This window comes from Streptomyces sp. McG3 (genome assembly GCF_018619185.1).
Taxonomy (GTDB): Bacteria; Actinomycetota; Actinomycetes; order Streptomycetales; family Streptomycetaceae; genus Streptomyces.
Window position 1 is genome coordinate 19,136 of the sequence record NZ_JAAXYC010000006.1, and the last position, 13,499, is coordinate 32,634.

General features: G+C 72.9%; 14 protein-coding genes and 1 riboswitch. Of the genes, 8 read left to right on the plus strand and 6 right to left on the minus strand.

Annotation, left to right across the window (positions count from 1 at the left end; genetic code table 11):
• The first annotated feature begins 68 nt into the window (after window positions 1-68).
• Entirely contained in the window at window positions 69-821 is a 753-nt protein-coding gene (locus tag HET64_RS01890; protein ID WP_215101598.1) for a MerR family transcriptional regulator, read from the plus strand.
• 83 nt (window positions 822-904) lie between these two features.
• Here HET64_RS01890 and HET64_RS01895 read toward each other — a convergent pair whose 3' ends face one another.
• Both HET64_RS01895 and HET64_RS01900 read right to left on the minus strand, forming a co-directional pair.
• The gene (locus tag HET64_RS01895; protein WP_215101501.1) at window positions 905-2,110 is read right to left on the minus strand and encodes an MBL fold metallo-hydrolase; all 1,206 of its coding nucleotides are present in this window, start codon (window positions 2,108-2,110) and stop codon (window positions 905-907) included.
• Between the two features lie 104 nt (window positions 2,111-2,214).
• Window positions 2,215-2,655 (minus strand): PPOX class F420-dependent oxidoreductase, encoded by a 441-nt coding sequence (locus HET64_RS01900; RefSeq protein WP_215101503.1) that lies wholly within the window; start codon window positions 2,653-2,655, stop codon window positions 2,215-2,217.
• Between the two features lie 114 nt (window positions 2,656-2,769).
• Between HET64_RS01900 and HET64_RS01905 the strand changes: the two genes are divergently transcribed.
• Window positions 2,770-3,426 carry a TetR/AcrR family transcriptional regulator gene (locus HET64_RS01905; protein WP_215101505.1) on the plus strand — a complete coding sequence of 219 codons (657 nt, stop codon included), beginning with the start codon at window positions 2,770-2,772 and terminating at the stop codon, window positions 3,424-3,426.
• 38 nt (window positions 3,427-3,464) lie between these two features.
• Here the strand turns inward: HET64_RS01905 and HET64_RS01910 are convergent, their stop codons facing one another.
• A complete protein-coding gene (locus tag HET64_RS01910; RefSeq protein WP_215101507.1) occupies window positions 3,465-4,466 on the minus strand; it encodes a DUF6745 domain-containing protein in 1,002 nt (333 codons plus the stop codon).
• 66 nt (window positions 4,467-4,532) lie between these two features.
• Window positions 4,533-4,859, minus strand: coding sequence for a hypothetical protein (locus HET64_RS01915; RefSeq protein ID WP_215101509.1), 327 nt, complete (start codon window positions 4,857-4,859; stop codon window positions 4,533-4,535).
• Between the two features lie 174 nt (window positions 4,860-5,033).
• On the opposite strand from HET64_RS01915, the gene HET64_RS01920 reads away from it, so the two are divergent.
• Genes HET64_RS01920 through HET64_RS01945 form a run of 6 tightly spaced genes read left to right on the plus strand, consistent with a single transcriptional unit; the run spans window position 5,034 to window position 11,283 of the window.
• Window positions 5,034-5,984, plus strand: coding sequence for an STM4015 family protein (locus HET64_RS01920; protein WP_215101511.1), 951 nt, complete (start codon window positions 5,034-5,036; stop codon window positions 5,982-5,984).
• 5 nt (window positions 5,985-5,989) lie between these two features.
• Window positions 5,990-6,949 (plus strand): STM4015 family protein, encoded by a 960-nt coding sequence (locus tag HET64_RS01925; RefSeq protein WP_215101600.1) that lies wholly within the window; start codon window positions 5,990-5,992, stop codon window positions 6,947-6,949.
• Window positions 6,930-8,087, plus strand: coding sequence for an STM4014 family protein (locus HET64_RS01930; RefSeq protein ID WP_215101513.1), 1,158 nt, complete (start codon window positions 6,930-6,932; stop codon window positions 8,085-8,087). Before HET64_RS01925 ends, HET64_RS01930 begins: the two co-directional genes overlap by 20 nt.
• A 43-nt stretch (window positions 8,088-8,130) precedes the next feature.
• Window positions 8,131-8,961 (plus strand): STM4013/SEN3800 family hydrolase, encoded by an 831-nt coding sequence (locus HET64_RS01935; RefSeq protein WP_215101602.1) that lies wholly within the window; start codon window positions 8,131-8,133, stop codon window positions 8,959-8,961.
• Window positions 8,958-10,352 carry an STM4012 family radical SAM protein gene (locus tag HET64_RS01940; RefSeq protein ID WP_215101515.1) on the plus strand — a complete coding sequence of 465 codons (1,395 nt, stop codon included), beginning with the start codon at window positions 8,958-8,960 and terminating at the stop codon, window positions 10,350-10,352. The genes HET64_RS01935 and HET64_RS01940 overlap by 4 nt, the downstream gene beginning before the upstream one ends.
• A gap of 7 nt (window positions 10,353-10,359) precedes the next feature.
• Window positions 10,360-11,283: an STM4011 family radical SAM protein gene (locus tag HET64_RS01945; protein WP_215101517.1), complete on the plus strand. Its 924-nt coding sequence runs from the start codon at window positions 10,360-10,362 to the stop codon at window positions 11,281-11,283.
• 12 nt (window positions 11,284-11,295) lie between these two features.
• Here the strand turns inward: HET64_RS01945 and HET64_RS01950 are convergent, their stop codons facing one another.
• Together HET64_RS01950 and HET64_RS01955 are read right to left on the minus strand one after the other, a co-directional pair.
• Window positions 11,296-12,120 carry an SGNH/GDSL hydrolase family protein gene (locus HET64_RS01950; protein ID WP_215101519.1) on the minus strand — a complete coding sequence of 275 codons (825 nt, stop codon included), beginning with the start codon at window positions 12,118-12,120 and terminating at the stop codon, window positions 11,296-11,298.
• A 161-nt stretch (window positions 12,121-12,281) separates the two neighbouring features.
• Window positions 12,282-13,235 carry a LysM peptidoglycan-binding domain-containing M23 family metallopeptidase gene (locus tag HET64_RS01955; RefSeq protein ID WP_215101521.1) on the minus strand — a complete coding sequence of 318 codons (954 nt, stop codon included), beginning with the start codon at window positions 13,233-13,235 and terminating at the stop codon, window positions 12,282-12,284.
• A gap of 2 nt (window positions 13,236-13,237) precedes the next feature.
• A riboswitch (cyclic di-AMP (ydaO/yuaA leader) is annotated at window positions 13,238-13,398 on the minus strand.
• Between the last annotated feature and the right edge of the window lie 101 nt (window positions 13,399-13,499).

Here is a 13,499-nt window from a genome sequence, read left to right on the forward strand (position 1 = left end):
CTACGGTCATGACCAGGGCCGGAGGAACCGGCCCCGTGAGGCGCTCGTGAGGGAGTGAAGACGTGGCGATGGACTGGCCGATCTCCGAGGTCGCCCGGATGTCGGGGGTGACCGCCCGGGCCCTGCGGCACTACGACGAGATCGGTCTGCTGCCACCGGCCAGGATCGGCTCCAACGGCCACCGCTACTACGAGGAGCACCAGCTCCTGCTGCTGCAGCAGATCCTCGTGCTGCGGGCGCTGGACGTCGGACTGCCGGAGATCGGCAGGGTCCTCGCCGACCAGGTGGAGACGGTGGAGGCCCTGCGCGGACACCATCGACGGCTGCTCGCCGAACGGGACCGGCTGGACACCCTGGCCGCGACCGTCTCCCGCACGATCGCCGAGCTGGAACAGTCCAGAAAGGACGGTACCGCCATCAACCGGCCGGAGAATCTGTTCGAGGGCGTTCAGCCCTCCCGGTACGAGGAGAACCTGCGCGACTTCCCCGGCCTCGCCGAGGAGGCCGGCCGCCGGGCCGCCACCATGACCCCGGATGAGACCGAGGCCGGACAGCGCGAGCGCACGGCGCTGATGATCCGGCTGGCCGAGCACATGGCCGCCGGCGCCCCGGCCGACGCCCAGCCCGTACGGACCGAGATCGAAGGTCAGTACCGGGCACTCACGGCACTGCACCCGGTGTCCGCCGACGAGTTCCGTGCGATCGGGCGCTCCTGCGTGGACAACGAGCAGTGGCGCGCCGCGTACGAGGCCATCGCCCCGGGCCTGGCCGCGTATCAGCGGGCCGCCATCGACGCCTACGCGGCCACCGTGCTCGCCTGACCGGCGCGAGGCCGCCGCCGGGTCCTCCGGCGGCGGCCGTCAGCGGTGCGCGGCACGGGCGGACCGCTCCGCCGCGTCATCCGTCAGCGCTCTCCGGCGAGGTCGAGATCGCCTCGCGCCGCCGGTGCCGGGCCGGGTCCGGCCTGCTTCTCCGTGCGGCGCCACGGGCGGCCGAGGGAGGTCGACAGCGACCGCCACCACGGCTCCACGGGGAGGGTTCCCGCCGGCTCGAACGGCTCGCCCGGGCGGGGGAACGCCACCGCCTGCCCGGCCTCCTCGCCGGCGTCCTTCGTCCACTCACCCGGCTCCGCCCAGGCGTGCGGGGCCAGATTGAAGGTGCCCCAGTGGATCGGCAGGAGTACGCCGTGCGGGCGGCCGCCCTGGAGGTCCAGGTGGGCGCGCATGCCTTCGGCGGGGGTCATGTGGATGTCCGGCCAGTACTCCGAGTACGCGCCGATCTGGATCATGGTGGCGTCGAAGGGCCCGTGCTCGGCGCCGATGTCCCGGAAGCCGGGGAAGTAACCGGTGTCCCCGCTGTGGTAGATCCGGTGCTCCGGGCCCGTGACGGCCCACGACGCCCAGAGGGTGTGCTGCTGGTTGCGCAGTCCGCGACCGCAGAAGTGGCGTGCTGGGGTGGCGGTGAGGCTGATTCCGGCGACGGTCGCGGTCTCGTTCCAGTCGAGCTCGTGCATCCGGCTCGTGGGGACGCCCCACCGCTCCAGATGGGCCCCGACCCCGAGGGGCACGGCGAAGACCGTGTCGGTGCCGGCCAGGGCGCGGATCGTCGGCAGGTCGAGGTGGTCGTAGTGGTCATGGGAGATGACGACCACGTCGACGGGGCCGAGTGCGGCCAGCGACAGCGGAGTGGGGTGCAGGCGCTTGGGCCCGGCGAAGGGGAACGGGGAACAGCGCTCGCCCCAGACCGGGTCGAACAGGATCCGCCGCCCGTCGATCTCCGCCAGCACGCTGGAATGGCCCATCCAGGTCAGCCGGAGCCCGGTGGCGGGGGGCGCCGCCAGATCGGCGAGGGTCGTGGCGTGGACGGGCACGGTGCCCGTCGGCATCCTGCGGGCCCGCTGCTCCTTGTGGAAGTAGATCTTGGCGAACTCGACGGTGGACCCGGAGGGCCTGGTCCGCGCCCCCACCGGGTTCTGGAAAGCTCCGTCGACGAAATGGGGCGAGCGGCGGATGCGCTCCATCCGCGCTCCGGCCGGATCGGCCCCGAAGGACTCGGTGCGCATCGAGCGCAGTTTCGTGCGGAACGGAAGCAAGTAGTCAGCGCCGGTCACAACATCTCCTGAGGGAGTCGGTGTCGTCTCATTATGGTCGGCCTGTACGACAGGGCGAGCCCAGAAGATGCTGAACGGGGCAACCGGCCCGGCCGGCGGCGACGTCAGCCACGCGGTTGCCCGTATACGTGGTCGATGCGCAGGGTGAGCAGCACCCTGCGGTCCTCGACCATGGCCCGCCGGTAGTCGTCCCAGTCGGGGTGCTCTCCCCTGACGTCCCGGTAGAGCGTGATCAGCGCCTCCACCGTGGCGTCGTCGGGCGCCGCGGCGGGCGGGGTCAGCTCGGCGGTCCCGTCGGCGACGGTCCAGGCCCAGCGGTCGTCACTGGTGACGTGGTAGCTCGCCCGGGGGTCGCGCCGCAGGTTACGGGTCTTGGCGCGGCCCTCGGTGATCGAGACGCGGACCACCCGCTCCTCGGGGTAGAAGGCGTGATTGACGTTGGACAGCTGGGGGCGTCCGTCCTGTTTCAGGGTGACCAGGACTCCGCCGTCGTGCTCGGCGAAGAGACGGAGCAGTGCTTCCTGTGCCGGTTCGATGCGCGTCATGCAGGATGCAACGTCCGGGAGGTCCGGGGGATTCCGGTGCGCCGCAATCCGCCGGCGCCTCCGTCGGACGCCGTCCCACCGCCGCTGACCTGGCGTATTGGTTAGGGTGGCCCGATGGCCAGGGTCCGGTTGAACGTGGTGGAGCGGCGTGAGGAGCTGTTGCGCGCGACGGTCGGGCAGATCGAGGCCCGTGGGGTCTCGTCCGTGCGGATCGCCGACGTGGCTTCGGTGCTGGGCGTGAGCAACGCGCTCGTCCTCTACCACTTCTCGACCAAGGAGAAGCTGGTCGCGGCGGCTTTCGCGTACGCCGCCGAGGCCGACCTCGCCCATCTCCGCGGGCTGCTGGCCCGCCGCACCACCGCCGTACGACGGCTGCGGACGGCCGTGCGGTGGTACGCGCCGACGGGGCCGGCCAAGGGCTGGCGGCTGTGGATCGAGGGCTGGGCGGCCTCCCTGCGCGATCCCGCCCTCCGGGAGGTCGCGGGCGACCTCGACCAGCGGTGGAAGGCGGAACTGGCCCAGGTCATCGAGGAGGGTGCCGCGGCCGGGGAGTTCCGGTGCGCGGATCCCCGGTCGGCGGCCTGGCGGCTGACCGCCCTGCTGGACGGGATAGCGGTGCAGACCACCTCGTACGCGGGTCCGCTCTCCCGGACCACGATGCTGCGGTGGACCGACGAGGCGCTCGCCCGGGAGCTGGGCATCGACCCGGCGGAACTGACCGGTCCGCCGGCCGCCGAGCCCCGCGGAACGGATCCTTCCGCGACCGGCTGACGGCCGCGCCCGAACGCCCGGCGCCCCGGCTCCTCGGGTCAGGTCTGGCGCACCGGTGCGTAGGCCGCTCCGTCCAGTCCGAACGTCCAGGCGACCCCGTCCTTCGCGGTCCGGGTGGCGGGCGGCACGCGCAGCCAGTAGGTGCGGTACGTGCCGTCCGGCTCGGGGGTGGAGTTGACCACCTCGACCATCACCACGTCCTCGTCGCCGGAAAGGGAGACGCGCCAGAGGATGCCCGTCTCGTCGCGGTGGACCGGTTCGGCGCCCGACTCGGTGAGATACCGGTCGTAGCCGTAGTACTCCAGCATCACGCGGCGCAGCTCCGCGTTCTCCTCCGCGCGGATCCGCTCGGGTGTGAGGGAGGACAGCTCGGCCAGGAACGCGGCGGGAACGGGCATGCCGCGCCAGGCGTGGAGGGCGAAGCCGTCCCCGTAGGCGAGGGCCGGTCCCTCGCCGTGGTCGAGCCGGCCCGCCTCGTCGCGGTGGAGGACGTCGGGCCGCTCGCTGATGACCACGGCGTGCTCGTAGGGCCACCACCAGCCGGCGGTGCGGGCCACCTCCGCGAGGCCCGTCAGCCGGTCGCCCCGCCCGTCGAAGGCGGCGAGCCAGGCGGCGTCGTGCTGGCCGAGCACGGCGTCCAGGAGAACCAGCCGCACGGCGCCCTCGTCCTCGGGCCGCGGCGCCAGGTCCGCGACGACACCGGTCCGTATCCGCTCGGCGAGTGCGCCCGTGGTCTCCCACAGCTGGGCCCCGGTGGCGGACCAGAGCGCCGACCAGCCCGCCGGGCCCAGCTCGTCGTACATCCGGCGGCGTTCCTCGGCCCAGGGCCGGGTGCGGACCTCCTCGCGGACCGACCGTCCGGCGTCGGCCAGCTTCTCCACCGTTTCTACGGCGGCCCGCGGCGATGCGGCCCAGATGATCCGGTCCGGCTCGGCCAGGCCCGCGGTGCGATAGGCGCGCCGCACACCGGCCTCGGCCGCCGCCCGGTCCGCGCGGCCGGTCGCCGCCGCCACGCTCCGCCAGGAATTCACGTTCTGCATCGGTTGTCCCCGTCCCCTGCTGTGCTCGTTCTGGAAAGCTGTGTCCGCTGCGGCATGGCGGAGGAGTCAGTCCGCCACGATGCGGATCGCGCCGGGTGCGTACTCCCGCTGGCGCACGACGCGGAACCAGCCCTTGGGGAGCGGGATCACCGCGTGCTCCTCGTGCACCACCCGCCCGCCCTCGGGGAGATGGAGCAGCATCGGGCCGAACCGACCCGCTTCCCGGATCAGCCGGCCGGGTCCCTGCACGGCGTGCGCGTGCCCGGTGACCTCTCCCAGCGCGAGCACCAGCCGCCCCCGCCCGTCGCGCAGTTCGCCCGGGGCCTCCAGGAAGGGGGCGGGCACCGCCGACTCCTCCAACTCCACGATCAGTACATCGCCCTGCCGGTACACAGACGTCTCCCCTCGGTCGCGGCACCCGCTGTGCCGGCCATGGGAAAAACGCTACGGGCAGGGTCTGACAACGGACCGCCGCGACGGCCGCGGACGGGTCCCGGTCGCGGCGTTGTCAGTGCGGCTTGATAAACCTTGCGGACATCCAGTCCCCAGGATCAGGAGTTCAGGGCCATGTACGGTGCGCAGCATCTGCACGAGTTCGGCGGCCTTCCGGTCGTCGACTTCCAGCACACGTCCGACGGGGGCGCCCGGCCCGCCGCGGACGCCGTGGCCTGGCGTGTCTCCGTCGACCCGTACGACGACGACCGGCCCTGGGAGGAGGAGTTCGCCGATTTCCTGGACAAGGTCGACCCGGCCGGCGTCCGGGCCCTGGTCATCGGCCAGTGGGGCGAGGCGTACGAGGAGACCTCGGCCGTGCCGATCGGCCTGGTGATCGCCGCCGCCGACCGGCTGGCCTCGCTGGAGGCGGTGTTCGTCGGGGATCTGGAGGCGGAGCAGGCCGAGATCACCTGGATCCAGCAGTCGGACGTGACCCTGCTGCTGGCCGCCTTCCCCGCGCTGACGGAGTTCGGCGTGCGCGGCGGCTCCGAGCTGGTGTTCCCGCCGGCGAAGCACGAGCGGCTGCGGGCGCTGACCGTCCAGGCGGGCGGTCTCCCCGCCGAGGTGGTGCGGGGTGTGCTGGACAGTGAACTGCCCGCGCTGGAGCGGCTGGACCTCTGGCTCGGTGTGTCCGCCTACGAGGGCGACACCGACCTCGCCGACCTCGCTCCACTGCTCGCCGGCACCCGTTTCCCCCGGCTGAACCACCTGGGCGTGCGCAACAGCGAGATCCAGAACGAGATCGCGTCGGCCGTCGCCTCGGCTCCGCTGGTCGCCCAGCTGCGAGTGCTCGACCTGTCGAACGGGACCCTGGGCGACGAAGGCGCGGCCGCCCTCCTGGAAGGACAGCCTCTGACCCATCTGGAACTCCTCGATCTCCACCACCACTTCCTCTCCGATGCGTTGGCGGAGCGGGTCCGTTCCGCCCTGGAGCCGCACGGCGTGCGGGTCGATCTCTCCGAGAAGTGCGAGCCCTGGGGCGACCGGGGTGCCGAGGGCCGCTACACCGCCGTCTCGGAGTAGGCGTGATGACGTATCCCGGCATCCGGCATCCCGACCGCTTCCACGGACTGCCGGTCCACACCCCGGCGCTGTCGTCCGGGTCCCTGCCCGCCGCCGACTCCGTCGCCTGGCGGCTGGAGTGCGCCTACGACGAGGACACGGACTTCCCCGCGCTGTGGGAGCAGTTCCTCGACACGGTGGACACGACGCGGGTCCGGGCGCTCCTCATCGGCCCCTGGTGGCGTCAGGACTACACCCCGTTCGCCCCGGTGATGGAGCTGCTGGTCGCGCACGCGGACCGCTTCCCGGCCCTGCGCGGGCTCTTCCTCGCCGATGTGGTGGGCGAGGAGTGCGAGGTCTCCTGGCTGCGGATGTGCGACGTCACCCCGGTGCTGGAAGCGCTGCCGCTGCTGGAGGAGTTCGCCGTGCGCGGCTGCGGTCAGCAGGGGCTGGGGTTGCGCCCGCTGCGCCATGCGGCGCTGAAGTCGCTGCGCTTCGAGTCCGGGGGCCTGCCCGGCTCTTCGGTGCGGGCGGTCGCCGCGAGCGAACTGCCCGCGCTGGAGCGTCTGGACCTGTGGTTCGGCAGTTCGTGGTACGGCGGCGACGCCACCCTCGACGACATCCGGCCGGTCCTGTCGGGGGGCGTGTTCCCCCGGCTGCGCCATATGGGGCTGCAGAACAGCGAGATCCAGGACGAGATCGCCGCCGCCGTGGGTTCCGCGCCCGTCGTGGCCCAGTTGGAGACCCTGGCGCTGTCGATGGGCACCTTGAGCGACGCGGGCGGCGAGGCCCTGGTGAACGGGCAGCCCCTGAGCCACCTGGCCACGCTCGACCTGCGCCACCACTACCTCACCGAGCCGGTGCTGGACCGCGTCAGGGCCGCGTGCGCCCCGGCGGTCGTCGAGGCGGGCGAGGCCGAGGACGACTACGCGGACCCGGACGACGAGGACGACGAACCGGAACGCTATGTCGCGGTCAGTGAGTAGCGGCGGGGACGGCCCGGTGCCGCGCTTCGCGGTCGTCGGCAATCCGGACAACCGCCGGGTCGCCTTCTTCGAGGAGGCCGTACGCTCCGCCGGCCTGCCGCCGGCCCGGGTGGTGCCCTGGCTCCGGGTGCTGCGCGGTGAGGCGGTGTTCTCACCGGGCGAGAGCGTACGGATCGATTCGCCCGGTGAGGACGCCGAGGTGGAGCGGCTCCTCCGCGGGGTCGACGACCCGACCCGGGTGGAGGGCTCGGCCCGGTGGTACGCGCGCTTCACCGCGGCGGTGGACACGGTGGCGGGCGCGGCCTCGGCCGCCGGCGCCGAGGTGCTGGGCTCCCCCGGTGACATCGCCGTGCTCTTCGACAAGCGGCTGTGCCACGGGCTCCTCGACCGCGCGGGGGTCCCCGTGCCGGCCTCGCCGACATCGGGCCCGGGGGCGGCCCCGGTGCACGGCTGGTCCGACGTACGGGAGTTGCTGCGCGGGCACCGGATGCCCCGGGCGTTCGTGAAGCTCGCGCACGGCTCATCCGCCTCCGGGGTGCTGGCGGTGGAGACGGCGGGTCCCGGCCGGGTCCGGGCGACCACCTCCGTGGAGCGGGACGCGTCGGGCCGGCTGTTCAACTCGCTCCGGGTGCGGCGCTACACCTCGGAGGCGGAGGTCGGCGCGGTCGTGGACGCGCTGGCCCCCGACGGGCTGCACATCGAGCGCTGGCTGCCGAAGGCGTCCCAGCGGGGGCGGGCCGCGGATCTGCGGATCGTGGTGGTCGGCGGCCGGGCGACGCACGCCGTGGTGCGGACGAGCACGAGCCCCATGACCAATCTGCATCTGGGCGGAGCGCGCGGCGACCTGGACGAGGTCCGGGCCGCCGTGGCGGCCGCCGGCGGCTGCTGGCGCGAGGCACTGGCGATGTGCGAGCGGGCGGCGGCCTGCTTCCCCGGGACGCCCTGCGTGGGCGTCGACCTCCTGCCCACGGCCGGCTGGCGGCGCTTCGCCGTCGGCGAGGTCAACGCCTTCGGCGATCTGCTGCCCGGACTGACCGGTCTGCCGGGCAGCGGCGCCGAGGGCCTGAACACCTATGCGGCGCAGGTCGCCGCCGTACTGGACCGAGCAAGGAACCACCGTGCCGCCACCCCTTCCTGACCCCGACACGTCCCCGCTGCCCGGCGGTTCCGGCCGGCCCGACATGGGCGAGGTCGTGGGCAGCCACGATCTGCTGCTGGTCACCCTGGACACCTTGCGGTACGACGTCGCCGTCGAGCTGGCGGCCGCCGGGCGGCTCCCCCACCTCGCCCGGCATCTGCCCGGGGGCGGCTGGGAGGAGCGGCATGCTCCGGGCAGCTTCACCTACGCCTCGCACCAGGCGATGTTCGCCGGTTTCCTGCCGACGCCCGCCTCCCCGGGGCCGCATCCCCGGTTGTTCGCGGCGCGGTTCGCGGGCAGTGAGACGACGGCGGACGGCACGTTCGTGTTCGACACGCCGGATCTGGTGTCGGGGCTGGCCGCCGAGGGCTACCGCACGGTGTGCGTCGGCGGGGTCGGCTTCTTCAACCGTCGGGGGCCGCTCGGATCGGTGCTGCCCGGGATGTTCCAGGAGAGCCACTGGGAGCCCGGCTTCGGCGTCGCCTCGCCCACCTCGTTCGAGGAGCAGGTCGCCCGGGCGGAGCGGGTCGTCGCGGCGCTCCCCCGGGAGCAGCGGCTGTTCCTCTTCGTCAACGTGTCAGCCCTGCATCAGCCGAACTGGTTCCATCTGCCCGGGGCGACCCGTGAGGCGGGCGATTCCCGGGCCACGCACGCGGCGGCCCTGGAGTACGTGGACCGGCACATCGGCCGGCTCTTCGCCGCGGCGAGCAGCCGTCGCCGGTGCTTCGCCATCGTCTGTTCGGACCACGGCACCGCCTACGGCGACGACGGCTACACCGGTCACCGGCTCGGCCACCCGGCCGTGTGGACCGTCCCGTACGCCCACTTCTTCCTCGAACCACCCGCACCGCTCGCTCCGGGGGCAGCCCGATGACCACCAACGTCGCCGCGGAAGCGGCCACCTCCGTCCGGCCGTACGAGAGTTACGTCTACGCCTATCCGCACAAGACGGCCTACCGGCCGCTGGAGGACCGCCCGTCGCTGCGGTCGCTGTGGGCGGCGGAGCCCAAGGACGCGCTCTCCCTCTATCTCCACATACCGTTCTGCGAGGTCCGCTGCGGCTTCTGCAACCTCTTCACCAGGATCGGCGCGCCCGAGGAGCTGACGACGCGCTATCTGGACGCGCTGGAGCGGCAGGCGCTCTCCGTGCGGGACGCGCTGGGCGACGGGGGGCCGGTGCGGTTCGCCGCGGCGGCGTTCGGCGGCGGCACGCCGACGTTCCTGACCGCCGGGGAGCTGGAGCGGCTCTGCGACATAGCGGAGAAGCGGATGGGCGCCGACCTGCGCTCGGTGCCGCTGTCGGTGGAGACCTCCCCGTCCACGGCGACGGCGGACCGGCTGGCGGTGCTGGCCGACCGGGGCACGACGCGGATCAGCATCGGTGTGCAGAGTTTCGTGGACGAGGAGGCGCGGGCGGCCGTCCGTCCGCAGCGCCGCGCCGATGTGGAGGCGGCGCTCGGCCGGATCCGCGAGGCCCGGATCCCGGTGCTGAACATCGACCTGATCTACGGCATCGACGGGCAGACCGAGCGCAGCTGGCTCGCCTCGCTGGACGCGGCGCTGGCCTGGCGGCCGGAGGAGCTGTATCTGTATCCGCTGTACGTGCGCCCGCTCACCGGCCTGCACCGCCTGGGCGCGGCGGCCGGTGAGCGGGCGCGGGCGGAGACGGAGTCCCTGGAGCAGGCCGCCTGGGACGAGCAGCGGCTGCGGCTGTACGCGGTGGGGCGGGACCATCTGCTGGCGCACGGCTACGAGCAGGTGTCGATGCGGATGTTCCGGCGGACCGATGCCCCCCGGGAGCAGGAGGGTCCCGAGGACTACGCCTGCCAGACCGACGGCATGATCGGCCTCGGCTGCGGGGCCCGTTCGTACACGGCGGCCCTGCACTACTCCTTCGACTACGCGGTGGACATGCGGGAGATCCGGTCGATCATCGACCGGTTCACCGCCACCGAGGACTTCTCCCGGGCGGAGGTCGGCCGGTACGTCGACGCGGACGAGGCGCGACGGAGGCATCTGCTGCAGTCGCTGCTCCAGGCGGCGGGGCTGCCGGTGGCGGACTACCGGGCGCGGTTCGGAACGGATCCCGGCGCGGATTTCCGGGCCGAGCTGGCGGGGTTCGCGGCCCGGGGCTGGCTGGACGGGACGGCGCCGGACGGTCTGCTGAGGCTGTCCCCCTCGGGCCTCGCCCACTCCGACGCGCTGGGTCCCGCGTTGTTCTCCCCCGGGGTGCGGGCCGCGATGGCCGCGTACGAGCGGAAGTGACGGGGCCATGGACCTGACGATTCTCTACCGGGGCCCGCTCGCCTCCTGCGACTACGACTGTCCGTACTGCCCGTTCGCCAAGCGGCGGGACAGCCGCGCGCAGCTCACGGCGGACCGGGAGGCGCTGGAGCGGTTCACCGGCTGGGCCGCGGAGCGGACCGGTGACCGGCTGTCCGTGCTGTTCACCCCGTGGGGCGAGGGCCTGGTGCGCTCCTGGTACCGGCGGGCGCTGACCGATCTTTCGCGGCTGCCGCACATCGGGCGGGTGGCGATCCAGACGAACCTGAGCTGCCGCACCGACTGGCTGGCCGACGCCGATCCGGAGCGGATCGCGCTCTGGTGCACGTACCACCCGGGGCAGACGCCGTACGAGCGGTTCCTGGGCAGGTGCCGGGAGCTGTCCGCGAAAGGGATCCGCTACAGCGTCGGCGTGGTGGGGTTCGACGAGCACCTCGACGAGGCGCGGCGGCTGCGGGCGGCGCTGCCGGGCGAGGTCTACCTCTGGGTGAACGCCGCCGAGGGGCACACCTACACCGACGAGGAGGCGGCGCGGTGGACGGAGCTGGATCCGCTGTTCCCCTACAGCCGTGATCCGCACCGTTCGGCGGGACTGCCCTGCCGGACGGGCGAGTCGGTGATCTCGGTGGACGGCGACGGCACGGTGCGGCGTTGTCACTTCGTCGAGGCGGAGCTGGGCAATCTCTACGACGGCAGCTACCGCCGGGCGCTCGGCCCGCGGGCCTGTCCGCTCGCCGTGTGCGACTGCCACATCGGATATGTGCATCTGGAGTCGCTGCCGCTGTACGACGTGTTCGCGGGCGGTGTCCTGGAGCGGATACCGGCAGGACACCCTCCGGGCGCGGGCACGCCGCCGGACGGGCTCGTGGTGCCGGGCCCGTCCCGGCGTGCGCTTCCCCTGCTGGAGTCCTGACCGGCTCGACGGCTACAGCGGCAGGAGGTCCGGGCGCTTCGCCTCGACGTGGTCGCCGGAGGACTCTCCGCGCAGCCGTCGGCCGATCCAGGGCACGAGGTATTCGCGGGCCCACTGGATGTTGTCGCGCCGTGCGTCGAAGGGGCTGCGCTGGGCCTGCGGCGGCCAGGGCTGGTCGGGCTCGGCGGGCACCTCGTGGCCGAGCACCTGGGCGGCGCGCAGCGCGACGCGGGTGTGGCCCTCGGGCGACAGGTGCAGCCGGTCGTTGTCCCACGCGCGCCGGTCCTGCACGGAGCGCAGCGACCACAGGTCCAGCACGGGGCAGTGGTAGCGGTCGGCGATGGCCCGCAGGTGGACGTTGTACGTGGCGATCTTGCCGCGCATGTGGCGCAGCACCGGAACGCCCCGGGTGTCGAAGCCGGTGGTGACCATGACCGTGCCGACCGCGTTGCTCAGGTCGGCGACCGCCCGCTCGAAGCGCTCGGCGAGGTCGTCGGGGTCGGTGCCGGGCCGGATGATGTCGTTGCCGCCCGCACAGAAGCTGACCAGGTCGGGGGCCAGTTCCTTGGCGCGCGGGATCTGCTCCTCGACGATCTGGTCGAGGAGCCGTCCTCGTACGGCGAGATTGGCGTAGCGGAAGTCCCCGTGCGGGGAGTCCTGGCCGGCCACCCCGTCGGGGGCCGGGAGCCGGTCGGCGAGGAGCACCGCGAAGCGGTCCGCCCAGCCGAGATACGTCCCGTCGGGGCCGGGGTCGCCGACGCCCTCGGTGAAACTGTCGCCAATCGCCGCGTACGACCCGATGGTGTGCTGCTGGTTGTTTCTCGAATCGTCTGCCACAAGCACTCATATTGCATCGTGCGATGTGACCTACGCGACCGTAATACGGGGTTGACGGGTGGTGAGATAGGCCACCCGGTCAGTTTTTGGTAAAGCCGGAATAAGCGGAGGGGCGGTGCGCCGCCGCGCACCGCCCCTCGCATACTTCTCGCCGTGCTCGGTCAGACGGAGACACCGTGCTGACGCAGGTACGCGATCGGGTCGACGTCCGAGCCGTAGCTCGGGCCGGTGCGGACCTCGAAGTGCAGGTGCGGGCCGGTGGAGTTGCCGGTGGAGCCGGAGAGGCCGATCTGCTGGCCGCCGGTGACGGTCTGGCCGACGGAGACGTTGAGCGAGGTCTGGTGGGCGTACTGGGAGTACATGCCGTCCTCGTGCTGGATGACGACCTCGTTGCCGTACGAGCCGCTGTTGCCGGCCGAGACGACGGTGCCCGGGCCGATGGCCAGGACCGGGGTGCCGGAGGCGGCCTGGAAGTCCGAGCCGGTGTGATAGCCGCTGGACCAGCTGGCGCCCGAAGCCCGGTACTGGGTGGTGACGTTGGCGCTGGCCAGCGGGGCGGACCAGCCGGAGCCGGTGGCCTCGGAGGAGCCGGTCCGCGCGGAGCTGCCGGAGCCCTCGGAGTCGTCGGCGGAGACGGTGTCCGCCTTCGGGGCCTCCTTCTTCGGGGCCTTCGGCGCCGGTGCGGCCTTCTTCGGGGCGGCCTCGGGAGCCGCGGACTTCTCGGCCGGGGCGGAGCCCTTGGCGCCGAGGGTCAGCTTCATGCCCGGGTGGATCAGGCCGGGGTTCTCGCCGACGGTGGAGCGGTTGTCCTGGTAGAGCTTCTCCCACCCGCCCTTGAGCTGGTGCTCGGCCGCGATCTTCGCCAGGTAGTCGCCGGAGACGACGGCGTACGTCTTCGGGGCGGCCTTCGACGCGGCGGGGGCGGCCGGGGCGGTGTGCGCGGCGGCGACCGAGGCGGCGGCGGGCTTCGCGGCCGGAGCGGCCTGGTCCGCGGCGCTCGCGACGGTGGCGCCGATGAGCGGGAGGGCGAGTGCGGCGCCGCCGGTCCCTGCGGCGAGGACGCCGCGGGAGATCGGGCCGGACTTCGGACGACGGTGCTTACCCTTTGCGGGCATGGGAAGTTCCTCTCCGGCGCCTGCGAGGTGAGCTGTCGGGTTCGGGCTGGAGATGCCCGGTCGCGTTGCGGCGACTTCACCCCGAGCCGGTCCGGATCGCTCCGGATCGGCGGCTTACCTGGTTCCCCCGCTCCTGCCGCACGTGAGTGGGTGGGTGCGAATTCCGGGCGGCGGCAGGATTAGGCGGTCCGTCCGGATTGCGGCGACCGTAAACGAGTGAGGACGAGCGGAACAAGCCACCGGTTGCGCACCGGAATCATCGAT